We start from the raw sequence: 23,004 nt of genomic DNA, 5'->3' as shown, positions 1-23,004 counted from the left end.
CCCCGGGCCGCTCACTCCTTCGGCAGGCGCTCGCCCGCCCGGAGCCGGTCCAGACCGAGCCAGATGAACTCCACGGCCATCTGCTCGGCGCGCTCGCGCGGCGTGTCGGGATGCTCCAGCCACCACGACACCATCGACAGCATCGACCCGTACATCAGCGGGACGAGCAGCCGCGCCCGCCGCTCGTTCACCGCGAGCGCCGCCGGCGACAGCGCCGGGTCGGCGCGGCGGCGGCGCAGCAGCAGGTCGGCGAACGCGGTGCCGAGCCGGTCCCGCAGCTCGCGCAGCTCCAGGCCCACCTCGGGCTTGTCGAGGTGCCGGACCACGAGGGCCCACGCGTCCGGCTCCTCGGTGGCGTAGTCGAACAGCACCCGGATCATCGCCCGGATGCCGTCCGCCGAACCGTGCGCGGCGAGCACGGCCCGGTTCAGCCGGCCGGTGATCTCGGCCACGATCGCCTCGGTGACCTCGGCGAACAGCTCCTCCTTGGAGGTGAAGTGCTGGTACAGCAGCGCCTTGGACACCTGCGCCCCCGACGCCACGTGCTCCATCTGGGTCAGGTGGTAGCCGCGCCGGCCGAACTCCGCCAATGCCGCCTGGAGCAGCTGCTCGCGCCGCCGGGCGTGCGGCATGCGCCGCCGCGCGCCCGGTGTCGCCGTTTCCCCCGTGCCGTCCGTCATGTGCCGATGTACCGTCCGAGCTCGGCGCGGGCCACACTCCGCACGTGGACCTCGTCCGGGCCGTCCGCGAGGCGCAGCGTGCGCAGCCCGGCCCACATCGCGGCGAGCGGGGTGTCGTCGCTGACGCCGGCGCCGCCGTGCACCTGGATCGCCCGGTCCACCACGTCCAGCGCGACGCGCGGGGCGATCACCTTGATCGCGGCGACCTCGGAGCGGGCGGCCTGCACGCCGTGCTTGTCGATCAGCCAGGCGGTCTTGAGGGTGAGCAGCCGGGCCTGCTCGATCGCCATCCGCGACTCGGCGATCTGCTGGCGCACCACGCCCTGCCTGGCCAGCGGCCCGCCGAAGGCGACGCGCGACACCGCGCGCTCGCACATCAGCTCCAGCGCCCGCTCGGCCATCCCGATCGCGCGCATGCAGTGGTGGATGCGGCCGGGGCCGAGCCGGGCCTGCGCGATGGCGAAGCCGCCGCCCTCCTCGCCGACCAGGTTCTCCACCGGGACGCGGACGTCGGTGAAGGTGATCTCGCAGTGGCCGTGCTGGTCCTGGTAGCCGAACACGGGCAGCGGCCGGACGACCTCCACCCCGGGGGCGTCGAGCGGCACGAGCACCATCGACTGCTGCCGGTAGGGGTGGCCCTCGGGGTCCGTCTTGCCCATCACGATCATGACCTTGCAGCGCGGGTCGGCGGAGCCGCTGATCCACCACTTGCGGCCGTTGATGACGTAGTGGTCGCCGTCGCGCTCGATGCGGGTGGAGATGTTGGTGGCGTCCGAGCTCGCCACGTCCGGCTCGGTCATCGCGAACGCGCTGCGGATCTCGCCCTTCAGCAGCGGTGCGAGCCAGCGCTCCTTCTGCTCGGGCGTGCCGAACAGGTGCAGGACCTCCATGTTGCCGGTGTCGGGGGCCGCGCAGTTGATGGCCTCCGGCGCCAGGCTGGGGGAGCGGCCCGTCACCTCGGCGAGCGAGGCGTAGTCGGTGACCGAGAGGCCGTGTGCGGGATCCTCGCAGTCGGGAAGGAACAGGTTCCAGAGGCCGCGCCCGCGCGCTTCGGCCTTGAGGTCCTCGACGACCTGGGGGACGTGGTGCTCGCGGCCCGCCGCGCGCAGCTCCGCCCGCTGGGCCGCGTAGACCGGCTCGGCCGGGTAGACGTGGGAGTCCATGAAGTCCTGGAGGCGGCCGAGGTGGTCCCGGGCCCGCTCGCTCAAACCGAAGTCCATTCCGCTAGAGTAACTGACGAGTCAGTTACTTCGGGAGGAGTCCCCATGGCGCCCTTCGACGGCACCGGCAAGGTCGCACTGATCACGGGCGGGTCCAACGGCATCGGGGCCGCGGTGGCGCGCCGCCTCGCCCGCGAGGGCGCGCGCGTCGTGCTCGCCGACGTCGACGTGGAGGCCGGGGACGCGCTCGCGAAGGAGCTGGACGGCGCGTTCGTCCGCTGCGACGTGCGCGACCCCGCCGACAGCGAGGCCGCCGTCGCGACCGCCGTCGACCGCTTCGGGGGCCTGGACGTGGCGTTCCTCAACGCCGGGGTGGCGGGCGGCGGGGGCGTCGGCGACGACTTCGACCTCGCGGCGTACCGGCGGGCCATGGGGATCAACCTCGACGGCGTCGTGTTCGGCGCGCACGCCGCGCTGCCCGCGCTGCGCGCCCGGGGCGGCGGCGACATCGTGGCCACCGCGAGCATGGCCGCGCTCACGGCGACGCCGTTCGACCCGGTCTACGGCGCGAACAAGGCGGCCGTGGTCGGACTGGTCCGCGCCCTCGGCCCCGCGTTCGCCGAGGAGGGCGTCCGCGTGAACGCGCTGTGCCCGTCCTTCGCCGACACCGACATCCTGACCCCGATGAAGGGGCACCTCCAGAAGACCGGCTTCCCGATCCTGGAGGTGGGGGACGTGGTCGAGGCGTTCATGCGGATCCTGGACGCCGACGGCGCCGGCGAGGCCTGGTACGTGGTGCCGGGCCGCCCGTCCGAGCCGTTCCGCTTCCGCGGCGTCCCCGGCCCCCGCTGAGCATCCGAGAGCTTCTGAGGAGAGTCATGCGCGCGATACAGATCACCGAGTTCGGCGGTCCCGAGGTCCTGACCGTCGCCGAGCTTCCCGAGCCGGCCGCCGGGCCGGGGCACCTGCTCATCGACGTCTCGCGGGCCGGCGTCAACTACGCCGACACCCACCAGGCCGAGAACAGCTATCTCTCGGAGTCCACGCTGCCGATGGTGCCGGGCGGCGAGGTCGTGGGCACCACGCCCGACGGCCGCCGCGTCGTCGCGCTCGTCGGCAGCGGCGGCTACGCGGAGAAGGCCGTCGCGCCCGAGGCGCTGGCCTGGGACGTCCCGGACGGGATCGACGACGTCACCGCCCTCGGCATGATCGTCCAGGGGGCGTCGGCGTGGGTGCTGCTGCGCCGCAGCGTCCATCTGGAGCCCGGCGAGTCCGTCGTCGTGCACGCCGCCGCGGGCGGGGTCGGGACGATCGCCGTGCAGCTCGCCAAGGCGTGGGGCGCCGGGCGGGTCATCGCGACCGCCTCGTCGGAGCGCAAGCGGCAGCTCGCCCTCGACCTCGGGGCCGACGTCGCGATCGACGCGGGCGTGCCCGACCTCACCCGGGCGCTGATCGACGCCAACGAGGGCAGGCGCGTCGACACCGTCCTGGAGATGACCGGCGGGACGGTGACCGACCAGAGCCTGCGGGCCCTGGCCCCGTTCGGCCGCCTCGCCTTCTACGGCATGGCGTCGCGCACGGAGCCCTCGCCCGTCCGGCCGGCCACGCTCATGTCGCACTCCACCACGATCTCCGGGATGTGGCTGGCGCACGTCTTCCAGCTCCCCGGCAACGTGATGCGCCAGGCGCTGGACGAGCTGTTCGCCCTCGCCGCGGCCGGCGTGATCCGCGTCGTCGCCGGGGGCGAGTACGGGCTGACCGAGGTCCGGCAGGCCCACGAGGACCTGCGCGCCCGCCGCACCACCGGCAAGCTCGTCCTGGACCCGTCGCGCTGAGCCGCGCCCGCGGCTAGCCGACGAGCCCGTTCTCGTAGGCGTAGACGACGGCCTGGGTGCGGTCGCGCAGCCCGAGCTTGGTCAGCACGTGCCCGACGTGCGTCTTCACCGTCTGCTCGGCCAGCACCAGCTCGGCGGCGATCTCGGCGTTGGACAGGCCGCGCGCCATGAGCCGCAGCACGTCCAGCTCGCGCGGCGTCAGGCCCGCGGTCGCCTTAGGGCTCGGCCGCTGGTGGCGGCGCCGGCGCGCGAAGTCGCCGATCAGCCGGCGGGTGATGGACGGGGCGAGCAGCGCGTCGCCCGCCGCCACCACCCGCACGCCGTTCACCAGGTCCGCCGCCGAGGCGTCCTTCAGCAGGAAGCCGCTGGCCCCCGCGCCGAGCGCCTCGTAGACGTACTCGTCGAGGTCGAAGGTGGTCAGCATCAGCACCTTGGGCCGCGCGTCGGCCGGATCCGCGTCCGGGTCGGGGGAGTCGGCCAGCTCGGCGGTGGCGGCCAGGCCGTCCATCTCGGGCATCCGGATGTCCATGACGACCACGTCCGGGTCCAGCCGGCGGGCCATCTCCACGGCCTCGCGGCCGTTGCCCGCCTGCCCGATCACCTCGATCCCCGGATCGGAGGACAGCAGCGCCGCGAGCCCGTCGCGGATCATCACCTGGTCGTCGGCGATCAGCACCCGAATCGTCACGGCACAACCCTACGGCGCGGGTGATCCGGTCCGCCCGGGCTAGTCCGGATCGCCATAGGGGAGCTCGGCGACGACCGACCAGCCGGCGTCCCGGCGCGGCCCGGCGTCGAGGCTGCCGCCGAGCATCGTGGCGCGCTCGCGCATGCCGACCAGCCCGTGGCCGCCGCCGTGCGACTCCTCCGGCGTGCTGCGGGCGCCGTCGTCGGTGACCGACACGGTCAGGGTGTCGGCGCCGTACCGCACCTCGACGTGCACCCGGGAGCCCGGCGCGTACCGGGAGGCGTTGCTCAGCGACTCCTGAACGATCCGGTACGCGGACAGGTCGACCCCGGCGTGCAGGGGGCGCGGCATCCCGACGACGGCGCTCGCGACCGACAGTCCGGAGCGTCGGGCCGCGCCGATCAGGTCGTCGAGCCGTTCCAGGCCGGGCTGCGGGGCGCGCTCGGCGCCCTCGTCGTCGGCGCGCAGGAGCCCGACGACCCGGCGCGTCTCGGTGAGCGCCTCGCGGGCCGCGTCCCGGACGACCTCGAACGTCTGCCGTGCCGCGTCCGGCAGCTCGGGGATCTTGTAGGGGGCGGCCTCCGCCTGCATCGCGATCACCGACATGTGGTGGGCGACGACGTCGTGCAGCTCGCGGGCGATGCGGGCCCGCTCCTCCAGCACCGCCTGCCGGGCGAGGTCGCGCCGGTGCTGCTCCTCGCGCCGCCGCAGCTCCTCCATGGCCGAGTGCCGCCCGCCGACCGCGTCGCCGAAGGTCAGCGTGACCGCCGCCATGCCGGCGAGGATCATGCCGAACCAGCCGGGCATCCCGAACAGCACCGCGGGCGCCAGCACGCCGGCGATGGTGACCGCGCCGACGCCGACGGTGGTCTGCCGGGCGGCGCCGACGCCGACGAAGAACAGGATGATGATGAGGGCGAGGATCGCGGTCACCGGCCACGGCATGAAGCCCTCGCCGTGCCGGACGAAGACCGTCAGCAGCAGCCCGGCCGCCGCGACCCGCCAGGCGGCCAGGGGCCAGCGGGCCGCGAACAGCAGGGGCATCGCCTGCAGCGCGCCGAGGGGCCAGGCCAGCTGGGCGTTGACCCGGTACTGCGTGATGGAGATGGCGATGTCCCCGGCGGTGAAGCCGACGGCCAGCAGCGTCAGGACGAGCAGGATCGGGATGCGCAGCGCGGGGTGCGCGGGCAGCAGCGTGACGGCCGGTTCGTCGTGGCCGGGCACGAGGGCGGCGCGGACGCCGGCGGCCAGCCGGGTGCGGCCCGCGGTCGCGGGGCGGTCTGGATCGTTCATTTGGCTGCGAGCCTAGAACGCCCGGCTCCCCGGCGGCCTGCCCCGGTGGAGGGAGATCCGATCCAACCCCTGGGTATCAGGCCTGGGCAGCGCCCGCGGCGGCGCGGAGGGCCAGTAAACAGCTATTTCCGATTGACTTTATATGGAATCTGGGCCACGCTGGTGCCCGTGCCGATCACCGGACTCCGCCACGAGCGCCTGCACGTCGACCTGCGCCGCCAGGCCAGCGCGCTGTGTCGCCGCCCGTCCCGCCCAGCGCGACGAGGAATGGCAGCACACCGCTAGGAGAGCGACCGCATGACCGTCACCACGACCGGCCTGATCCTGCCCGCGCCCGAAGGCGCCCCCTTCACGCCCCGGCGCCTCGCCGAGCGGGCGCGCGGGCTCGCCGCCGACCCGGGGGAGTGGCTGCTCCGGGTCCGGCTCGACCCGAGAGGGCGCTGGTACGAGCGCGTCCACCAGGACGCCGACCACGAGATATGGCTGATCAGCTGGCTGCCCGGCCAGTCGACCGGCTTCCACGACCACGGCGACTCCGCGGGCGCGTTCGCGGTCGCCCTCGGGACCCTGGAGGAGCAGCGCGTCAACGCCGCGCGGCGGATCGGGACCGCCCGCGGTGTCGGAGCCGGGCAGGCCCACTCCTTCGGGCCGGGCTACGTCCACGACGTGCGCAACACCTCGGACGCGCCCGCCGTCAGCGTCCACGTCTACTCGCCGCCGCTCAGCGCGATGCGCCGGTACGACGTCGACTCGGACGGCGGCCTGGTCCGGCTCGCCGACGAGTCCGCCGCCGACTGGTGAGGCGGGGAAGCCCGGGGCGGCCGATCTTGCGGTGATCGCCGGGGCGGCGGAGACTGCGGGAATGACCGACCTGAGCCATCCGATCTTCGCCCGCCTCTATCCGCGGCTGGACGCCGGCTGCGCCAAGGCGGGGGGCGACGCGTGCCGCGCGGAGCTGCTGGCCGGGGCGTCCGGCCGCGTCGTGGAGGTGGGCGCCGGCTACGGGGCCAACTTCCCGCACTACCCGCCCGAGGTCACCGAGGTCGTCGCCGTCGAGCCCGAGCCGCGGCTGCGCGCGAAGGCCGCCCACGCGGCCGGCCGCGCGCCGGTCCCGATCACGGTGCGCCCCGGGCTCGCCGAGGACCTCGACCTCGACGACGCGTCGTTCGACGTGGCGGTGGCGTCGCTCGTGCTGTGCTCGGTCCGGGACCCCGTCCGGGCGCTGGCCGAGCTGCGGCGCGTCCTCAAGCCAGGCGGCGAGCTGCGCTACTACGAGCACGTGCGGGCCGGCACCCCCGGCAAGGTGCGGTTCCAGCGCTACGCCGACCTGCTGTGGCCGTTCTTCGCCGCGGGCTGCCACGTCACCCGCCCGACGGACGAGTGGATCGCCGGCAGCGGCTTCACCGTGCGCGCCGAGCGGCGGTTCGAGTTCCCCGAGCCGAGCCGGGCCAACCCGGCCTCGCCGCACGTGCTCGGAATCGCCGTGCGCGACTGACCGGACGCCGCCCGCATAAGGTCCGGCTCCCGGGGAAGATCGGGCTCCATGACGGCAGCGGGCAGCGGACCGAGGCAGGCGGACGAGCACCGCGAGGACGGGACGTCGCACTCCGCGGCGGTGGCGGCGCTGCTGGCGGGAGCGGCCGCCCTCGGCGGGTTCCTGTTCGGCTACGACTCCTCGGTGATCAACGGGACGGTCGACGCGCTCAAGCAGGAGTTCGGCCTCGGCGGCTTCGCGGTCGGCTTCGTGGTCTCCGCCGCGCTGCTCGGCTGCGCCGCCGGGGCCTGGTTCGCGGGACCGCTGAGCGACCGGATCGGCCGGGTCCGGGTGATGCTCATCGCCGCCGGGCTGTTCGTGGTCAGCTCGCTCGGCTCCGCGCTGGCCTTCAGCGCGGTGGACCTCACCGCCTGGCGGCTGGTCGGCGGCCTCGCCATCGGCGCCGCGTCGGTGATCGCGCCCGCCTACATCGCGGAGATCGCCCCGGCCGAGCTGCGCGGCCGGCTCGGCTCGCTGCAGCAGATGGCGATCGTGCTCGGCATCTTCGCCGCCCTCGTGGTCGACTACGTCATCGCGCGGGTGTCCGACGGCGGCGCCACCGGAACGTTCCCCTGGGGCGGCGGCGCGTGGCGGTGGATGTTCGCCAGCGCCATCGTCCCGGCCGTGATGTACGGCGTGATCGCCACCACGATCCCCGAGTCGCCCCGCTACCTGGTCAAGAAGCACGAGACGGCCCGCGCGCGGCAGGTGCTGCGGCGCGTGATGGGCCGCGGCGACGTGGACGTGAAGATCACCGAGATCGTGCGCTCCATCGCCGCGGACCGGCCCGTCCGGCTCGGCGACCTGCGCGGCGGCCGGCTCGGCCTGATGCCGATCGTGTGGGCCGGGATCCTGCTGTCGGTGTTCCAGCAGTTCGTCGGCATCAACGTGATCTTCTACTACTCCTCCTCGCTGTGGCAGGCCGTCGGGTTCTCCGAGAACGACGCGATGCTCACGTCGGTGATCAACTCGGTCGTCAACGTCGCGTTCACGCTGGTCGCGATCGCGCTCGTCGACCGGATCGGGCGGCGCCCGCTGCTGCTGGCCGGAGCCGCCGGCATGGCGGTCTCCCTCGGCACCCTCACGCTCTGCTTCGCGACCGCCCCCGTGGTGGACGGCGCGCCCGACCTCCGCGGCGTCGCCGGTCCCGTCGCGCTCGTCGCGGCCAACGTGTTCGTCGCCTCCTTCGCGGCGACGTGGGGGCCGGTCGTGTGGGTGATGCTCGGCGAGATGTTCAACAACTTCATCCGGGCGTCCGCCCTGGCCGTCGCCGCCGCCTCGCAGTGGCTGGCCAACTGGGTGGTCACCACGACGTTCCCCGGCATCTCCGGCTTCTCCCTGGGCCTCGCCTACGGCCTCTACACCCTGTTCTCGATCCTGGCGTTCCTGTTCGTGCTGCGCGCCGTCCCCGAGACCAAGGGACGCGAACTGGAGGACATGGACGACCTCGTCGCCCCGCGGGCCCGCGCGTAAAGGCCGGGCCGCGCGCCCGCCCATCGGTTACAGTGGATCCATGCCGTACGTGTCCGCAGAGACGACGACGCCGGGTTTCTCCCGGCGCGACGGCGGCATGTCCTGACATTGCACGCGGAAGGGCCCCGGGAGCGATCCCCGGGGCCCTTCCGCCGTCCGGGGACGCCGCGGGCCCTCCGCCGACCGAGAGGAGCGGCCGATGGAACCGGACGCGTCCGGGGGACACCCCGAGTCGATAGCATCGAACCCCGTTGACCCCGACCCATCATCGCGAGGAGTACCCGTGTCCACCGTGTCTGAGCTGCGCATCACCCTCGACGGGAGCGAGCGGGCGGTGCCGGCGGGCACCACCGCGGGCCAGGCGCTGGAGGCCGACGGCCGCACCGTGATCGCCGCCCGCGTCAACGGCGAGCTGCGCGACCTCGCGGGCGAGCTGCTCGACGGCGACGCCGTCGAGCCGGTGGAGATCGGCTCGGACGACGGCCGGGCGATCATGCGCCACTCCGCCGCGCACGTGATGGCGCAGGCCGTCCAGGAGCTGTTCCCCGAGGCGAAGCTGGGCATCGGCCCGCCGGTGGAGAACGGCTTCTACTACGACTTCGACGTCCCCGAGCCCTTCACCCCCGACGACCTCAAGCGCATCGAGAAGCGGATGCGCGAGATCGTCAAGCAGGGGCAGCGGTTCGCCCGCCGCCCCGTCTCCGACGAGGACGCGCGCGCCGAGCTGGCCGCCGAGCCCTACAAGCTGGAGCTGATCGGGCTGAAGGGGGCCGGCCCGGTAGCGGACGCCGCCGACGGCGCCGAGGTCGAGGTGGGCGGCGGCGAGCTGACCATCTACGACAACCTCGACGCCAAGTCCGGCGAGCTGCGCTGGAAGGACCTGTGCCGCGGCCCGCACCTGCCGTCCACCCGGGTCATCCCCGCGTTCAAGCTGATGCGCTCGGGCGGCGCCTACTGGCGCGGCAGCGAGAAGAACCCGCAGCTCCAGCGGATCTACGGCACCGCCTGGGAGTCCCGCGAGAAGCAGGACGAGTACCTGAAGTTCCTGGAGGAGGCCGAGAAGCGCGACCACCGCCGCCTCGGCGCCGAGCTCGACCTGTTCTCCTTCCCGAACGAGATCGGCAGCGGCCTCGCCGTCTTCCACCCGAAGGGCGGCGCCGTCCGCAAGGTGATGGAGGACTACTCGCGCCGCCGGCACGAGGAGGAGGGGTACGAGTTCGTCAACACCCCGCACATCACCAAGGGCCACCTGTTCGAGACCTCCGGGCACCTCGGCTGGTACAAGGACGACATGTTCCCCGCCATGGAGGTCGACGGCGGCGACTACTACCTCAAGCCGATGAACTGCCCGATGCACAACCTGATCTTCCGGGCGCGCGGCCGGTCCTACCGTGAGCTGCCGCTGCGGCTGTTCGAGTTCGGGTCGGTGTACCGGTACGAGAAGTCGGGCGTCGTGCACGGCCTCACCCGCGTGCGGGGCATGACCCAGGACGACGCGCACATCTACTGCACCGAGGACCAGATGGGCGAGGAGATCAAGCGCCTCCTCGACTTCGTCCTCGGCCTGCTGCGCGACTACGGGCTGAACGAGTTCTACCTGGAGCTGTCCACCCGCGACGAGTCCGACAAGTTCATCGGCTCGGACGAGATGTGGGAGAAGGCGACCGCCGCCCTCCGCGGCGCCGCCGAGTCCACCGGGCTCGACCTCGTCCCCGACCCGGGCGGCGCGGCGTTCTACGGCCCCAAGATCTCCGTGCAGGCCAAGGACGCGATCGGGCGCACCTGGCAGCTGTCGACCATCCAGGTCGACCCCAACCAGCCCGAGCGCTTCGGCCTGGAGTACCAGGCGGCCGACGGCACCCGGCAGCGGCCCATGATGCTGCACCGGGCGCTGTTCGGGTCGATCGAGCGGTTCTTCGGCGTGCTGCTGGAGCACTACGCGGGCGCGATGCCGCCGTGGCTGGCGCCGGTGCAGGCGGTCGGCATCCCGATCGGCGACGCCCACGTCCCGCACCTGGAGAAGGTCGCCGCGCGGCTGCGCGAGCACGGCCTGCGCGTCGAGGTGGACGCCTCCTCCGACCGGATGCAGAAGAAGATTCGCAACGCGCAGAAGCAGAAGGTCCCGTACATGCTCCTGGCGGGCGACGACGACGTCGCCAAGGACGCGGTGTCGTTCCGGTACCGCAGCGGCGAGCAGAAGAACGGCGTCCCGATCGACGAGGCGGTCGAGGAGATCGTCGAGGCCGTGCGGACCCGCGTCCAGGTCTGAGCCGGTAGCCTCATCGATCACGTTCGAGGACCGGGGAGACAGCGGAGATGAAGTCCAGGAGGCCGGGGCGGCCGGGGCGGTCGCTCTGGCTCCGGATCGCCGGTTACACCGGCACCCTGGCGCTCGTCGCGGCCGCCGTCATCGTGCTCCTCATGCCCCTGATGGACGGGGGCACGAAGGGCGCCGCCGGTTCCGGGGGGACGGCGGCCCCGTCCGCGCCGGGAGCGGGGACGGGTCTTCCCGGAGGCGAGGGGCTGCCCGTCACCCCGACCGGTCCCGCCCCGCAGCAGACCGGGGGCGACCGGCCCTATCCGGGCGGCGGGGGCGCCGGGGCCGGCGGCCAGGGCGGCGGACCGCAGATCCCTTCCCAGAACGGATCGAGCGGCGGCGTCGGCGCCTGCCCGAAGGGGGCGGCGTACTACCGGGCCACTCCCACGGGCGTGGACGTCGTCATCGCGGTCTCCGCCAGCGGCGCGATCCGGGCGGAGCTGTCGCTGCGGGGACGGGAGCCCACCGCCCAGCAGAGGACCGTGCGCAGCGGCGGGCCGCAGACGTTCCACTTCACGGGCGTCGCGCCGCAGCTGGTGGAGCGCGTCAAGGTCACCACGATCTCGGTGGGGGGCGGGATGGAGAACTGCTACGCCCGCCCCGCCTGACGGACGTCCTCGACCGACACGTTGACGGCGGCGACCCGCGTCCCCAGCATCATGCCCGCCACCCGCGCCACGTTCGCCTTCACCTTCGTCGCCACGTCCTTGATCACGAGGCCGTACTCGACGGCGATGGCGACGTCCAGCGTGACCTCGTCGTCGTTCTGGACGACGCGCACGCCCGCGGCGGCGGGCTCCTCCCGGACGGTGAGGCCGGCGACGCCCTCCACCTCCAGCGCGGCGAACGCGGCGATCTTCCCGATCACCGCGTCGCCGATCGTGATGCGGCCGTCCACCGGCGCGCTGAGGTCGCCGGACGAGCCGTGCATGGTCATCGGCACCGCGTTCGGCCCCGACGACAGCACGCCCCGCGGGGGCGGGACCGGCTGCTGCGTCGCGGTCGCGGGAGGCGCGGACAGCGGCGCCCCCTGCGGCATTCCTGGAAGCGGCGCACCCTGGGACGGCATGTTCTGGGAGGGCAGGCTCTGGGACGGCATGCCCGGGGACGGTGTGGCCGGGGAGCCCGCGCCCTGCGACGGCGTGACGGGGGGAGGATCGGTCTCCGGGCGGCCGGTGGGCGCCCCGGGGAACCGCGGTCCGGGCCCGGCCCCCGGCCCCTGCTCGGCGTTCCCGGTCTGGCGCTTGTCGAGCCCGGTCATGATCGCTCCCTGCGGTTCGGTCGGGTGACCATGGTGTCGGAGCGACGCGCGGAACGTCACGCAGGCACCGGATCGCGGGCGCGTCCGAAGACCCGCCGACGGGCCATGCTAGGGGATCCCGGCTACAGCCCCGAGGGCGTCTCTCTCTATGCTGCTGGTCAGGCCGTGAACAAAAGGAGACCGCCGCCTTGAGCGCAGAGCCGGAGGAGTCCGTGGTGCAGCAGGGGCGCGAGGACGCGCCCGGGGCCGGCGCCGGGAACGAGCGCACGCCCCGCTTCGAGGAGGAGAGGGGCGGCGCCGGCACGCCCGACAACTTCCAGCGGCTCTGGACCCCGCACCGGATGGCCTACATCAAGGGCGAGAACAAGCCCACGGGCGCGGGTTCGGGCGACGGCTGCCCGTTCTGCGAGATCCCGAAGATGACCGACGAGGACGGGCTCATCGTCGCGCGCGGGACGTCGGTGTTCACGGTGCTGAACCTCTACCCCTACAACTCCGGGCACCTGATGGTGGTCCCGTACCGGCACGTCGCCGACTACGCCGACCTCGAAGAGCCGGAGTACGTGGAGCTGGCGACGTTCACGCAGCGGTCCCTGACGGCGCTGCGCAAGGCCAGCGGCGCGCAGGGCTTCAACGTCGGCATGAACCTCGGTCTCGTCGCCGGCGCCGGCATCGCGGCCCACCTGCACCAGCACGTCGTGCCGCGCTGGGGCGGCGACACCAACTTCATGCCGGTCGTCGGGCACACCAAGGTGCTCCCGCAGCTCCTGCGCGACACCCGCCAGATGCTGGCCGACGCCTGGCCGCACGCCTGACCTTCCGGCGCCCGCGCGCCGGCCGCCCTAGGCGGGGGGCACGGCGCGCCGCAGGCCCCCGTCGCCCGGCGCGCGGGAGGGGGCCTGCGAGACGCTCATCAGCTCCGAGACCGTGACGAACTCGAAGCCCTTGGCGCGCAGGCCGCGGATCATGGGGACGAGGTTGCGCAGCGCGACCAGGCGGTCGTGGTCGCCGGTGTCATGGGCGAGCAGGATCGTGCCGGGCCCGGTGTTGCCGACGATGTAGTCCACCAGGGCCGGCGGGTCGTCCTCGTAGGTCTTCTCCAGCATCTTGATCGACCACAGCGCGATGGCGTAGTCGAACCGGCACGCGGCGCTCAGCGTGGTCCCGCCCAGGTGGCCGAACGGGGGCCGCAGGAACCGCGGCTCCTTCCCGACGATCCGCCCGATGGCGTTGTGGGCGCGCCGCAGCTGCTCCAGGGCCCGCTCGTCGGAGAGGCGCGACAGGTCCTGGTGCTGCCAGGTGTGGTTGCCGGCCTCGTGCCGGTCCATCCGCCCGTGCACGAGCCGGGCGTGCCGGACCAGCCTCTCCCCGACGAGGAAGAACGTGGCCTTGACCCGCTCGGCGTCCAGGATGTCGTGCACCATGGGCGTCCAGTTGGGCATCGGCCCGTCGTCGAAGGTGAGGGCGACGAGCTTCTGGGCGGTGTCGACGCCCCAGACCACGTCGACGTGCGCGCTCCCGGGCCGCCACGGGCCGGCGATGGGCACCGCCATCGCCGACGACGGCGGGTTCCCGGAACCGACCACGGCGCCGACCGCCTCCGCCCCCGCGCCCAGCGTGACCGCTCCGGCGGCCGCCAGACCGAACCCCTTGATGAAGGCCCGGCGTCCGGGGGCGGCCGGAGCCCGGGGGTCGTCCACGTTTTCCATTGTGCGACCACGATGCCACCGCGGACCGGCCCTGATCATCGGTCCTGCGGCCGAATCGCGGGTCACCCTGCGGGATGAGCCCGGCTCCCCCCGAGGTCTCGTCCGCGGGCGCCGCGCGTCACCGCGGCGGAGGGGACGGGCGGGGCCCGGCCCGCGCCGGACCCCGCCCGCGGGCGTGCGGTCAGCCGTCCCTGCCGTCGGCGGCGACCTTGTCGGCGAGATGCGACGGGAGCGGCTCGTACCGCAGGAAGCCGCGGGTGAACGTGCCGGTGCCCTGCGACATCGACCGCAGGTCAATCGCGTACCGGACGATCTCCAGCTGCGGCACCTCCGCTTTGATCATCGTGCGTCCGCCGGGCACCGCCTGGGAGCCGAGCACCCGGCCGCGGCGCGAGGTGAGGTCGGACATGATCTGTCCCACGTACTCGTCGGCGATCAGCACCTCCACCTCGTCGACCGGCTCCAGGAGCAGGATCGGCACCCGGCCCGCCGCGTCCTTCAGCGCGAGCGCCCCGGCGGCCTGGAACGCCATGTCCGAGGAGTCGACCGAGTGGGCCTTGCCGTCGTGCAGCGTGACCTTGATGTCGACCATCGGGTACCCGGCGGACACGCCGCGCTCCATCTGCTGCCGGACGCCCTTCTCGACCGACGGGATGAACTGGCGCGGGACGACCCCGCCAACGATCTTGTCGACGAACTCGAAGCCCTCCCCGGAGGGCAGCGGCTCGACGTCGATGTGGCAGATGCCGTACTGGCCGTGCCCGCCGCTCTGCTTGACGTGCCGGCCGAGGCCCTTCGCCGCCCCGCCGAACGTCTCCCGCAGCGGGACGCGCAGGTCCACCCGCTCGACCTCGACGCCGTACCGGGCCCGCAGCCGGTCGATCAGCACGTCGGCGTGGGCCTCGCCCATGCACCACAGCACCAGCTGCCGCGTCTCGGCGTTGTTCTCCAGCCGCAGCGTCGGGTCCTCGGCGACGAGCCGGCCGAGCGCCTGGCTCAGCTTGTCCTCGTCGGCCTTGGACTTCGCGCGGATCGCGACCGGCAGCAGCGGGTCGGGCATGGACCAGGGAGCCATCACCATGGGAGCGCCCGGATCCGACAGCGTGTCGCCGGTCTCGGCGCGCCCGAGCTTCGCCACCGCGCAGATGTCGCCCGCCCCGCACGACGCGACGGTGCGCTGCGTCTTGCCCAGCGGCGAAGTGAGCGCGCCGACGCGCTCGTCGACGTCGTGGTCCTCGTGGCCGCGGTCCTCCATGCCGTGCCCGGAGACGTGCACGGTCGTGTCGGGGCGCAGCGTCCCGGAGAAGACGCGGACCAGCGAGATCCGCCCGACGTAGGGGTCGGACGTGGTCTTGACGACCTCCGCGACCAGCGGCCCGTCCGGATCGCAGGAGATCTCCTTCGGGGGCCCGCCCGCCACGGGGGTCACCGGCGGGATGCCGTGTTCGAGGGGGGAGGGGAACGCCTGGGTGATGACCTCCAGGAGCTCCAGCATGCCGACGACCGGGCCGGGGTGGTCGCCGTGCGGAACCGACGTCGCGAGGACGGGGTAGAAGCTGCCGCGCGCGACCGCGGTCTCCAGGTCCTCGATGAGCGCCTTGACGTCGATCTCCTCACCGGACAGGTAGCGGTCCATGAGGGTCTCGTCCTCGCTCTCCTGGATGATCCCCTCGATGAGCGAGGCCCGCTGCTCGGAGATCTGGTCCAGGTACCGGGGATCGGGGTCGCACTCGGTGCGCTTCCCGGTCGAGTAGTCGAGGCAGCGCTGCGACAGCAGCCCGATCAGGCCCTTGAGGCCGTCGTCGCCCTGGGCCGGGAAGTACAGCGGGGCGACGCCCTCGCCGAAGACGTCCTGGCAGGTCAGGACCACGTCGTCGTAGTCGCCGCGCTGCTGGTCGACCTTGGTGATGACGACCGCGCGCGGCATCCGCACCGCCGCGCACTCCTCCCAGATCATCCGGGTGAGCCCGTCGATGCCGTCCACCGCCGAGATCACGAACAGCGCCGCGTCGGCGGCGCGCAGCCCGGCCCGCAGGTCGCCGACGAAGTCGGCGTAGCCGGGTGTGTCGATGAGATTGACCTTGATGTCGCCGTGCGTCAGCGGCGCGAGCGCGAGGTTCACTGAGCGCTGCTGGCGCACCTCGACCTCGTCGAAGTCGCTGACGGTGGTGCCGTCCTCGACCTTCCCCGCCCGCTGCAGCGTGCCCGTGGCGGCGAGCAGCGCCTCGACGAGCGTGGTCTTGCCGGCCCCCGAATGGCCGACCAGCGCGACGTTGCGCACCCTGTCGCACCCGTCGGCCTCCGGTGCCCTGCCGGGGGCTCCCGGGTGGCCTCCCTTGTCCGCCATGACTACCTCCTCGGACGGGCCTCTCGCGGAGGCCCGCGTGCGGCTGGGGCCCGGCCCCGCGGGCCCGGCCCTGACGTCCGAGTGCGGCGTCCGACCTCGTCCATCGCGCGTGACCGACGTCACACCCGTGTCAACAGCCTTTCCCGTGAGGGCCGGGATCACAAGGGGTGAACGGCAAACAACCGCGATCCGTCCGGCCCCCGGGGCGGCGGCCCGGGTGACCGGCCGCGCGTCCGCGGTGTGCGCACTACGATGGGCGCGCCGCGCGGGCGCCGGTCGCCCGCGGCGGGGCCGCTCCCGGTGAGCACGACTCCCGGTGGCCGCGACTCCCGATGATCACGAGAACGGACGTCGATGCTCAACAAGATCAGGCCCGCGCTGGGGCGAGTCCTCACCCCCGTCGGACAGGCGGTCGCGCGGACCGGGGTCTCGCCGAACGCCATCACCGTCATCGGGACGATCGGCGTCGCCGCCGGCGCGCTCGTGCTGTTCCCCCGCGGGGAGTTCTTCTGGGGGACGATGGTCATCACGGCGTTCGTCCTGTTCGACATGCTCGACGGCGCGGTCGCCCGGGTCACCGGGAAGATCTCCGCGTTCGGCGCGTTCCTGGACTCCACCATGGACCGCGTCGCCGACGCCGCGATCTTCGCCGGGCTGATGATCGGGCTGTACCGGGCCGGCCAGGAGCCCCTCGCCGGGGTCGCCCTGTACTGCCTGGTCTCCGGGGTCGTGGTCTCCTACGCCAAGGCCCGCGCCGAGGGCCTCGGCTACACCTGCAACGTCGGCATCGCCGAGCGCGCCGAGCGCCTGATCGTCGCCCTGGTCGCGGCCGGGTTCGACGGGCTCGGCGTCCCCTACATCCTCGCCGTCGCCCTGTGGGGCCTCGCCGTGCTCAGCACCGTCACCGTCGGGCAGCGGTTCGCGGCGGTGTACGCCCAGGCGAGGCCCGGCGCGGGCGCGGGGGCCGGGAACGGCGCGCAGAACGGAGCCGAGAAGACGCCGGAGCCGCGTCCATGACCACGCCCCGCCGCGCGGAGGCGCCGTCGCTTCGGGACGAGGTGACCGACGCCGTCTACGCCCTGGGCTGGACGGTCGTCCGCAAGATGCCGGAGAGCGCGGCGCGCCTGGTGTTCGCCGCGCTCGCCGACCGCACCTGGCACCGCCACGGCGGCGGCGTGCGGCAGCTGGAGAGGAACCTGTGCCGCGTCCTCGGCAAGGACGCCGTCGACGACGAGGTCCGCGTCCTCAGCAAGAAGGTCCTGCGCTCCTACTTCCGCTACTGGCTGGAGGTCTTCCGGCTGCCCGAGTACGACCGGGCGCGGATCCTCGGCCGGATGCGGGTCACCGGCGAGAAGAAGATCTTCACCAACCTCGACTCCGGACGCGGCGTCATCCTGGCGCTGCCCCACATGGGCAACTACGAGCACGCCGGCGCGTGGCTGGTGCACAGCGGCCACCCCTTCACCACCGTCGCCGAGCGGCTCGAACCCGCGTCGCTCTTCGACCGGTTCGTCGAGTTCCGCGAGGGCCTCGGGATGGAGGTGCTCGCGCACAAGGGCGCCTCCGCCTACGGGCGGATGGCGCAGCGGCTGCGCGCCGGGCGGCCGGTGTGCCTGGTCGTCGACCGCGACCTGACCGAGAGCGGCGTCGACGTGCAGTTCTTCGGCGCCACCGCCCGGATGCCCGCCGTGTCGGCCGCGCTCGCCCTCCAGACGGGCGCCGCCCTCATTCCCGTGACACTCTGGTATGAGGGCGAGTACTGGGCGGCGCGGGTCCACGAGGAGGTCCCCGTGCCGGACGGGGGCGGCAGACAGGAGAAGATCCAGGCCATGACCCAGGACCTCGCGCGCGCCTTCGAGGAGGGCATCGCCGCCCACCCCGAGGACTGGCACATGCTGCAGAAGGTCTGGGTGGACGACCTCGCGGACGGCCGAAGATGAGGGCCGGCCGATGAAGGTGGGACTCGTCTGCCCCTACACGTGGGACGTGCCGGGCGGCGTCCAGCAGCACATCGGTGACCTGACCGAGGCGCTGATCGCGCTCGGCCACGAGGTGTCGGTCATCACGCCCGCCGACGACGACGCCGACCTGCCGCCCTACGTCGCGTCCGCCGGGCGCGCCGTCCCCGTCCCCTACAACGGCTCGGTCGCGCGGCTGGCGTTCGGGTTCCTGTCGGCCGGGCGGGTCCGGCGCTGGATCCGCGAGGGCGGGTTCGACGTCCTGCACGTCCACGAGCCCGCCGCGCCCTCGCTCGGGCTGCTCGCCTGCTGGGCGGCCGACGGGCCCATCGTCGGCACGTTCCACGCGTCCTACGAGAGGTCGCGGGCGCTGTCGGTCACCGCGCCGATCCTGCAGAGCGCCCTGGAGAAGATCACCGGCCGGATCGCGGTGTCGGAGGCCGCCCGCACCACCCTCGTCGAGCACCTCGGCGGCGACGCCGTGCTGATCCCGAACGGTGTCGCGACCGAGCGCTACGCGATGGCGGAGCCGCTGGCGGGCTGGCGCGGCCGCACCGGCCCGCCGCCCGGGGGCGGCGACGGGGGAGCGCTCGGCTTCCTCGGCCGGATGGACGAGCCGCGCAAGGGCCTGCAGGTGCTGCTGCGCGCCTTCGAGATCCTCGGCAGGGCGCGCCCCGGGCTGCGGCTGCTGCTCGCCGGCCCCGGCGACGCCGGCGACGTGCTGGCCCGGGTCCCGGCCGACCTCCGCGACCGCGTCGTCGTGCTCGGCATGGTGAGCGAGGCCGACAAGGTCCGCGCCTACCACTCGGTGGACGTGTTCGTCGCGCCCAACCTCGGCGGCGAGAGCTTCGGCATCGTCCTCGCCGAGGCCATGGCGGCGGGCGCGCCCATCATCGCCAGCGACATCGAGGCGTTCGACCGGGTCCTGCGCGGCGGCCGGGCCGGGGTGCTGTTCCCGGTCGGCGACCACGAGGCGCTCGCCGCGGCGGCCGGGGCGCTGCTCGACGACCCGGCCCGCCGCAAGCAGCTGTCGGCGGAGGCGCGCGCGGCCGTGCGGACCTACGACTGGTCGTCGGTGGCCCGCGACGTGGTGCGGGTGTACGAGACCGTCACCGGCGGCCGCGCCCGCGTGGTCGAGTCCGGGCTCGGGGCGTAGGGGCGGCATGTCCTACGACTGGGTCATCGACGTCCTGTTCTGGATCGCCGTCGTCTTCCTGATCGCGGTGTACGTGTCGTGGCGCGCCACCCGGCTCGACCGGCTGCACGTGCGGGTCGAGACCGCCCGCGCCGCGCTCGACGCCGCGCTCGTCAGGCGGGCCGCCGCCACGCTGGAGCTGGCCGCGTCCCGGCTCCTGGACCCCGCCACCAGCCTGGTGCTGGCCACCGCCGCCCACGAGGCGCGCACCGCCGACGCCGAGGCCCGCGAGTTCGCCGAGAGCGACCTGTCGCGGGCGCTGCGGGCCGCCGTCGACCAGCCCGGGTTCGTCGACGCGCTCGACGCCCGCGGCGGCGGCGACGGCAGGGCGGTCCTGGAGGAGCTGTCGTCCGCCGCCGCGAAGGTCGCCTACGCCCGCCGCTTCTACAACGACGCCGTCTCCCAGGCCCGGATCGCGCGCCGCAAGCTGCTCATCCGCGTGCTTCCGCTCGCGGGGAGGGCCCCGCTCCCGGACTTCTTCGAGATCGACGACGACCCGCCCGGGATCTGACGGCCCGCGATCCGCCGGGGTCGGGTTGATCCGGGGAGCCCCGCGCGGCCGTAACACCGGGCGGGCGAGCGCACGGGATCACGTTCGCTACCCTCTGGCAGATCGTCCAAAGGAGGGGTAGATCGTGCGATCTGTCTGGGACACCACCGTCCGGGGGCGCGCGGCCGCGGGGATGGGCGTCCTCGTCCTCGGCGCCGGGCTGTCGGCCTGCTCGGGGTCGGACGGCGCGAAGCCGGCGCCGCCGCCGTCGTCGAGCGCCACGGACGCGCCCCAGGCCGGCGGGACGCCGACCCCCGCGACGCACCCGTTCACCGGCGGGACCAGGGGGCTGGGCAACCCCGTCCTCGCGGTCAAGATCGAGAACACCCGCCCCGCGCTCCCGCAGAGCGGCGTCTCGGCCGCCGACATCGTCTACGTCGAGCAGGTCGAGGGCGGCGAGACCCGGCTGATGGCGGTCTACTCCTCCAAGCTGCCGAAGAAGGTCGGGCCCGTCCGCAGTGCCCGCATCTCCGACCTGCACATCCTTCCGCAGTTCGGCCGTCCCGCCTTCGCGTTCTCCGGCGTCCAGAGCAAGATGAAGAAGTACATCCGCAAGGCGCCGGTGTACGACATCTCCCAGGAGAACGCGGGCGGCGCGTACTTCCGCTCCGGCGACAGGCGCATCCCCTACAACCTCTACGCCGATCCCAGAAACCTTCTGAAGCAGGCGCCGAAGGCCGCGAAGCCGCGCGACATCGGCTTCACCTTCGGGGACGCACCCGACGGCGGCAAGCCCACCCGCTCGTTCACCGCCCGGTGGCCCGCCGCCACCATGGGCTTCACGTGGTCGGCCAAGCAGAAGCGGTGGCTCGCCAGCTGGGGAGGCACCCCCGACCGCGCCGCCGAGGGCGGGCTGCTCGGCGGCAGGACGGTCGTCGTCCAGTACGCCAGGACGACCCGCTCGAAGTTCCACGACTTCCTCGGCAGCTACACGCCGCTGATCCACACCACCGGCACCGGACGCGCGGTCGTCCTGCGCGACGGGAAGGCCTACGGCGCCAAGTGGTCGCGCCCGTCCGAGGGCGAGGGCACCACCTACACCACCCCCGACGGCAGGCCGATGAACTTCGCCCGCGGCCAGGTCTGGGTCGTGCTCGTCAACGACGGAAAGCCCTACACGCCCTAGCAGGGCGCGCCTGAGGGCCACCGCCCGTCACTCCGTAAGCGGCCGGCGCCCCCCGCTGACACTCTGCCGGGTCGAGAGGTCGTACGAGCAGGCAATATCATGGGAAAAGACTTGTCGTCCGTCCACGTGAGGAATGCCCGTGTCCACTTCCACTCCCGCCCCTGACAACGCCGCGCCCGAGACCGGGACCGCCCGCGTCAAGCGCGGCATGGCGGAGATGCTCAAGGGCGGCGTGATCATGGACGTCGTCACGCCCGAGCAGGCGAAGATCGCCGAAGACGCGGGCGCGGTCGCCGTCATGGCCCTGGAGCGGGTCCCCGCCGACATCCGCGCCGAGGGCGGCATCTCCCGGATGAGCGACCCCGACATGATCGACGGGATCATCGCCGCGGTCTCCATCCCCGTCATGGCCAAGGCCCGCATCGGCCACTTCGTCGAGGCCCAGGTGCTGCAGGCCCTCGGCGTCGACTACATCGACGAGTCCGAGGTGCTCACGCCCGCCGACTACGACAACCACATCGACAAGTGGGCGTTCACCGTCCCCTTCGTCTGCGGGGCCACCAGCCTGGGCGAGGCGCTGCGCCGCATCACCGAGGGCGCGGCGATGATCCGCTCCAAGGGTGAGGCGGGCACCGGCGACGTCTCCAACGCCACCACGCACATGCGCAAGATCCGGCAGGAGATCCGCCGCCTGCAGAACCTGCCCGAGGACGAGCTGTTCGTCGCGGCCAAGGAGCTCCAGGCCCCCTACGAGCTGGTCAAGGAGGTCGCGCGGGCGGGCAAGCTGCCCGTCGTGCTGTTCACCGCCGGCGGCATCGCCACCCCCGCCGACGCCGCGATGATGATGCAGCTCGGCGCCGAGGGCGTCTTCGTCGGGTCCGGGATCTTCAAGTCCGGCAACCCGGCCCAGCGCGCCGAGGCGATCGTGAAGGCCACCACCTTCCACGACGACCCCGACGTGATCGCCAAGGTGTCCCGCGGCCTCGGCGAGGCCATGGTCGGCATCAACGCCGCCTCCCTCGGCGAGGACCAGAAGTTCGCCGGCCGCGGCTGGTAGCGCAGGTGCGTCCGCCCGGCCCGGGTGGCCGGGCGGATCGGTGGGTACCCCCTCCACACGGGCCGCCCCGAGGGTTTACGCTGACGGCGCGGCCGGAGGGGCGAGTCCTGGCCGGCGCCCGGCCGCGGGAGGGAAGAGCATGGCTTGGTCGGTCGCGCTGGCGTGCGCGAGCGCGGGTGAACCCGTCGAGGTGTTCCGGTCGGGACTGGCGCCCGATCCGGACGCGGCCGCGAAGATCGCGCGCCGCCTGTATCCGGCGGCCTCCCTCACCGAGACCGGCGACACGGTCCTGGACTTCGCGCTCTGGCCGTACGAGGACGAGCTTTTCGTCGGCGCCTTCGAGCGGGCGCTGCTGCTGTGCGACCGGAGGCTGTTCTGCCTCGACGACGACGCCCGCCGCATCGCCGACACCGCCGCGGCGGCGCTCCCCGGCTCCCGCTGCGGAGTCCTCGTCCTGCACAACGTGATTCGCAGCTGCTGGTTCCGCTGGTACGAGTCGGGCGTGCTGCTCCGCGACGTGTACGTCACCGCCGAGGACGGCGTGGTCGTCGACCAGGGCGAGCGGCTGCCCGCCGAGCGCCCTTTCTGGCGCGCCGTCGACGCGGGCGCCCCGGACGTGCCGCTCCCCTTCGACCCCGAGGAGTTCGGCCTCGCCCTCGCCGAGGAGCACATGTTCGGCCGCGGCATCGCCGACCGCGGCAAGGACGGCTTCCTTCCACTGGAGCTTCCGGTCCGCCGATTCCGGCACGCCTGAGCGGAGTCTGCGGAGCGGAAGGCGGCGGTCAGTCCTTGTGCTTTCGGGGGTGCGGGGGTTCTCACCC

22 protein-coding genes are annotated in these 23,004 nt (G+C 73.4%); 15 read left to right on the top strand and 7 right to left on the bottom strand.

Features of this window, described 5'->3' with window-relative positions; translation table 11 throughout:
• Positions 1-11: 11 nt before the first annotated feature.
• Both AB0K37_RS05265 and AB0K37_RS05260 read right to left on the bottom strand, forming a co-directional pair.
• On the bottom strand, positions 12-680 hold the full coding sequence (locus AB0K37_RS05265) for a helix-turn-helix domain-containing protein (RefSeq protein WP_363975093.1): 669 nt from the start codon (positions 678-680) through the stop codon (positions 12-14).
• On the bottom strand, positions 677-1,900 hold the full coding sequence (locus AB0K37_RS05260) for an acyl-CoA dehydrogenase family protein (protein ID WP_363975087.1): 1,224 nt from the start codon (positions 1,898-1,900) through the stop codon (positions 677-679). The genes AB0K37_RS05265 and AB0K37_RS05260 overlap by 4 nt, the downstream gene beginning before the upstream one ends.
• A gap of 45 nt (positions 1,901-1,945) precedes the next feature.
• On the opposite strand from AB0K37_RS05260, the gene AB0K37_RS05255 reads away from it, so the two are divergent.
• Together AB0K37_RS05255 and AB0K37_RS05250 are read left to right on the top strand one after the other, a co-directional pair.
• Positions 1,946-2,692 (top strand): SDR family NAD(P)-dependent oxidoreductase, encoded by a 747-nt coding sequence (locus AB0K37_RS05255; protein WP_363975085.1) that lies wholly within the window; start codon positions 1,946-1,948, stop codon positions 2,690-2,692.
• 26 nt (positions 2,693-2,718) lie between these two features.
• Positions 2,719-3,675: an NADPH:quinone oxidoreductase family protein gene (locus AB0K37_RS05250; RefSeq protein WP_363975082.1), complete on the top strand. Its 957-nt coding sequence runs from the start codon at positions 2,719-2,721 to the stop codon at positions 3,673-3,675.
• 13 nt (positions 3,676-3,688) lie between these two features.
• Here AB0K37_RS05250 and AB0K37_RS05245 read toward each other — a convergent pair whose 3' ends face one another.
• Together AB0K37_RS05245 and AB0K37_RS05240 are read right to left on the bottom strand one after the other, a co-directional pair.
• A complete protein-coding gene (locus AB0K37_RS05245; protein WP_363975079.1) occupies positions 3,689-4,363 on the bottom strand; it encodes a response regulator transcription factor in 675 nt (224 codons plus the stop codon).
• Between the two features lie 39 nt (positions 4,364-4,402).
• Positions 4,403-5,656, bottom strand: a complete 1,254-nt coding sequence (locus tag AB0K37_RS05240; RefSeq protein ID WP_363975076.1) for a sensor histidine kinase — start codon at positions 5,654-5,656, stop codon at positions 4,403-4,405.
• 297 nt (positions 5,657-5,953) lie between these two features.
• Between AB0K37_RS05240 and AB0K37_RS05235 the strand changes: the two genes are divergently transcribed.
• From AB0K37_RS05235 to AB0K37_RS05215, 5 genes are all read left to right on the top strand, one after another.
• Positions 5,954-6,457 (top strand): cysteine dioxygenase family protein, encoded by a 504-nt coding sequence (locus AB0K37_RS05235; protein WP_363975073.1) that lies wholly within the window; start codon positions 5,954-5,956, stop codon positions 6,455-6,457.
• A 61-nt stretch (positions 6,458-6,518) separates the two neighbouring features.
• Entirely contained in the window at positions 6,519-7,151 is a 633-nt protein-coding gene (locus tag AB0K37_RS05230; RefSeq protein WP_363975070.1) for a class I SAM-dependent methyltransferase, read from the top strand.
• Between the two features lie 48 nt (positions 7,152-7,199).
• Positions 7,200-8,663, top strand: a complete 1,464-nt coding sequence (locus AB0K37_RS05225) for a sugar porter family MFS transporter (protein ID WP_363975067.1) — start codon at positions 7,200-7,202, stop codon at positions 8,661-8,663.
• 283 nt (positions 8,664-8,946) lie between these two features.
• Positions 8,947-10,932 carry a threonine--tRNA ligase gene (gene thrS / locus AB0K37_RS05220; RefSeq protein ID WP_363975064.1) on the top strand — a complete coding sequence of 662 codons (1,986 nt, stop codon included), beginning with the start codon at positions 8,947-8,949 and terminating at the stop codon, positions 10,930-10,932.
• 47 nt (positions 10,933-10,979) lie between these two features.
• Positions 10,980-11,588: a hypothetical protein gene (locus tag AB0K37_RS05215; protein ID WP_363975061.1), complete on the top strand. Its 609-nt coding sequence runs from the start codon at positions 10,980-10,982 to the stop codon at positions 11,586-11,588.
• Here AB0K37_RS05215 and AB0K37_RS05210 read toward each other — a convergent pair.
• Positions 11,570-12,241, bottom strand: coding sequence for an Asp23/Gls24 family envelope stress response protein (locus AB0K37_RS05210; protein WP_363975059.1), 672 nt, complete (start codon positions 12,239-12,241; stop codon positions 11,570-11,572). The genes AB0K37_RS05215 and AB0K37_RS05210 overlap by 19 nt on opposite strands.
• Positions 12,242-12,429: 188 nt before the next feature.
• On the opposite strand from AB0K37_RS05210, the gene AB0K37_RS05205 reads away from it, so the two are divergent.
• Entirely contained in the window at positions 12,430-13,056 is a 627-nt protein-coding gene (locus tag AB0K37_RS05205; RefSeq protein WP_363975056.1) for an HIT domain-containing protein, read from the top strand.
• 27 nt (positions 13,057-13,083) lie between these two features.
• On the opposite strand, the gene AB0K37_RS05200 is transcribed toward AB0K37_RS05205, so the two are convergent.
• Both AB0K37_RS05200 and AB0K37_RS05195 read right to left on the bottom strand, forming a co-directional pair.
• Positions 13,084-13,941 (bottom strand): polysaccharide deacetylase family protein, encoded by an 858-nt coding sequence (locus AB0K37_RS05200; protein ID WP_363975053.1) that lies wholly within the window; start codon positions 13,939-13,941, stop codon positions 13,084-13,086.
• 190 nt (positions 13,942-14,131) lie between these two features.
• Positions 14,132-16,297 carry an elongation factor G-like protein EF-G2 gene (locus tag AB0K37_RS05195; protein WP_363975050.1) on the bottom strand — a complete coding sequence of 722 codons (2,166 nt, stop codon included), beginning with the start codon at positions 16,295-16,297 and terminating at the stop codon, positions 14,132-14,134.
• Positions 16,298-16,651: 354 nt separating this feature from the next.
• Between AB0K37_RS05195 and pgsA the strand changes: the two genes are divergently transcribed.
• The 7 genes from pgsA (at position 16,652) to AB0K37_RS05160 (ending at position 22,937) form a co-directional block, all read left to right on the top strand.
• Entirely contained in the window at positions 16,652-17,314 is a 663-nt protein-coding gene (gene pgsA, locus AB0K37_RS05190; protein WP_363975048.1) for a phosphatidylinositol phosphate synthase, read from the top strand.
• Positions 17,311-18,237, top strand: coding sequence for a phosphatidylinositol mannoside acyltransferase (locus tag AB0K37_RS05185; RefSeq protein WP_363975045.1), 927 nt, complete (start codon positions 17,311-17,313; stop codon positions 18,235-18,237). The genes pgsA and AB0K37_RS05185 overlap by 4 nt, the downstream gene beginning before the upstream one ends.
• A gap of 10 nt (positions 18,238-18,247) precedes the next feature.
• Entirely contained in the window at positions 18,248-19,411 is a 1,164-nt protein-coding gene (locus AB0K37_RS05180) for a glycosyltransferase family 4 protein (protein ID WP_363975042.1), read from the top strand.
• Between the two features lie 7 nt (positions 19,412-19,418).
• Positions 19,419-19,961 (top strand): hypothetical protein, encoded by a 543-nt coding sequence (locus AB0K37_RS05175; RefSeq protein ID WP_363975039.1) that lies wholly within the window; start codon positions 19,419-19,421, stop codon positions 19,959-19,961.
• Positions 19,962-20,085: 124 nt separating this feature from the next.
• Positions 20,086-21,126, top strand: a complete 1,041-nt coding sequence (locus AB0K37_RS05170) for a DUF3048 domain-containing protein (protein ID WP_363975036.1) — start codon at positions 20,086-20,088, stop codon at positions 21,124-21,126.
• A gap of 133 nt (positions 21,127-21,259) precedes the next feature.
• On the top strand, positions 21,260-22,183 hold the full coding sequence (gene pdxS / locus AB0K37_RS05165; RefSeq protein WP_363975033.1) for a pyridoxal 5'-phosphate synthase lyase subunit PdxS: 924 nt from the start codon (positions 21,260-21,262) through the stop codon (positions 22,181-22,183).
• Positions 22,184-22,322: 139 nt separating this feature from the next.
• On the top strand, positions 22,323-22,937 hold the full coding sequence (locus AB0K37_RS05160) for a hypothetical protein (RefSeq protein WP_363975030.1): 615 nt from the start codon (positions 22,323-22,325) through the stop codon (positions 22,935-22,937).
• The last annotated feature ends 67 nt before the right edge of the window (positions 22,938-23,004 follow it).

Origin of the sequence: Actinomadura sp. NPDC049753, assembly GCF_040674655.1 — a bacterium.
Lineage (GTDB): Bacteria > Actinomycetota > Actinomycetes > Streptosporangiales > Streptosporangiaceae > Spirillospora > Spirillospora verrucosospora.
This window is presented reverse-complemented; position numbering and strand designations above follow the sequence as displayed.

Excerpts from the sequence above, each read along its gene's own strand:
- AB0K37_RS05265 (WP_363975093.1), bottom strand. The coding sequence starts at position 680 with ATGACGGACGGCACGGGGGAAACGGCGACACCGGGCGCGCGGCGGCGC.
- AB0K37_RS05225 (WP_363975067.1), top strand. The coding sequence starts at position 7,200 with ATGACGGCAGCGGGCAGCGGACCGAGGCAGGCGGACGAGCACCGCGAG.
- AB0K37_RS05195 (WP_363975050.1), bottom strand. The coding sequence starts at position 16,297 with ATGGCGGACAAGGGAGGCCACCCGGGAGCCCCCGGCAGGGCACCGGAG.
- AB0K37_RS05250 (WP_363975082.1), top strand. The coding sequence starts at position 2,719 with ATGCGCGCGATACAGATCACCGAGTTCGGCGGTCCCGAGGTCCTGACC.
- AB0K37_RS05230 (WP_363975070.1), top strand. The coding sequence starts at position 6,519 with ATGACCGACCTGAGCCATCCGATCTTCGCCCGCCTCTATCCGCGGCTG.
- AB0K37_RS05215 (WP_363975061.1), top strand. The coding sequence starts at position 10,980 with ATGAAGTCCAGGAGGCCGGGGCGGCCGGGGCGGTCGCTCTGGCTCCGG.
- AB0K37_RS05185 (WP_363975045.1), top strand. The coding sequence starts at position 17,311 with ATGACCACGCCCCGCCGCGCGGAGGCGCCGTCGCTTCGGGACGAGGTG.
- AB0K37_RS05210 (WP_363975059.1), bottom strand. The coding sequence starts at position 12,241 with ATGACCGGGCTCGACAAGCGCCAGACCGGGAACGCCGAGCAGGGGCCG.
- AB0K37_RS05160 (WP_363975030.1), top strand. The coding sequence starts at position 22,323 with ATGGCTTGGTCGGTCGCGCTGGCGTGCGCGAGCGCGGGTGAACCCGTC.
- AB0K37_RS05175 (WP_363975039.1), top strand. The coding sequence starts at position 19,419 with ATGTCCTACGACTGGGTCATCGACGTCCTGTTCTGGATCGCCGTCGTC.
- pdxS (WP_363975033.1), top strand. The coding sequence starts at position 21,260 with ATGCCCGTGTCCACTTCCACTCCCGCCCCTGACAACGCCGCGCCCGAG.
- AB0K37_RS05240 (WP_363975076.1), bottom strand. The coding sequence starts at position 5,656 with ATGAACGATCCAGACCGCCCCGCGACCGCGGGCCGCACCCGGCTGGCC.
- AB0K37_RS05255 (WP_363975085.1), top strand. The coding sequence starts at position 1,946 with ATGGCGCCCTTCGACGGCACCGGCAAGGTCGCACTGATCACGGGCGGG.
- AB0K37_RS05180 (WP_363975042.1), top strand. The coding sequence starts at position 18,248 with ATGAAGGTGGGACTCGTCTGCCCCTACACGTGGGACGTGCCGGGCGGC.
- AB0K37_RS05235 (WP_363975073.1), top strand. The coding sequence starts at position 5,954 with ATGACCGTCACCACGACCGGCCTGATCCTGCCCGCGCCCGAAGGCGCC.
- pgsA (WP_363975048.1), top strand. The coding sequence starts at position 16,652 with ATGCTCAACAAGATCAGGCCCGCGCTGGGGCGAGTCCTCACCCCCGTC.
- AB0K37_RS05260 (WP_363975087.1), bottom strand. The coding sequence starts at position 1,900 with ATGGACTTCGGTTTGAGCGAGCGGGCCCGGGACCACCTCGGCCGCCTC.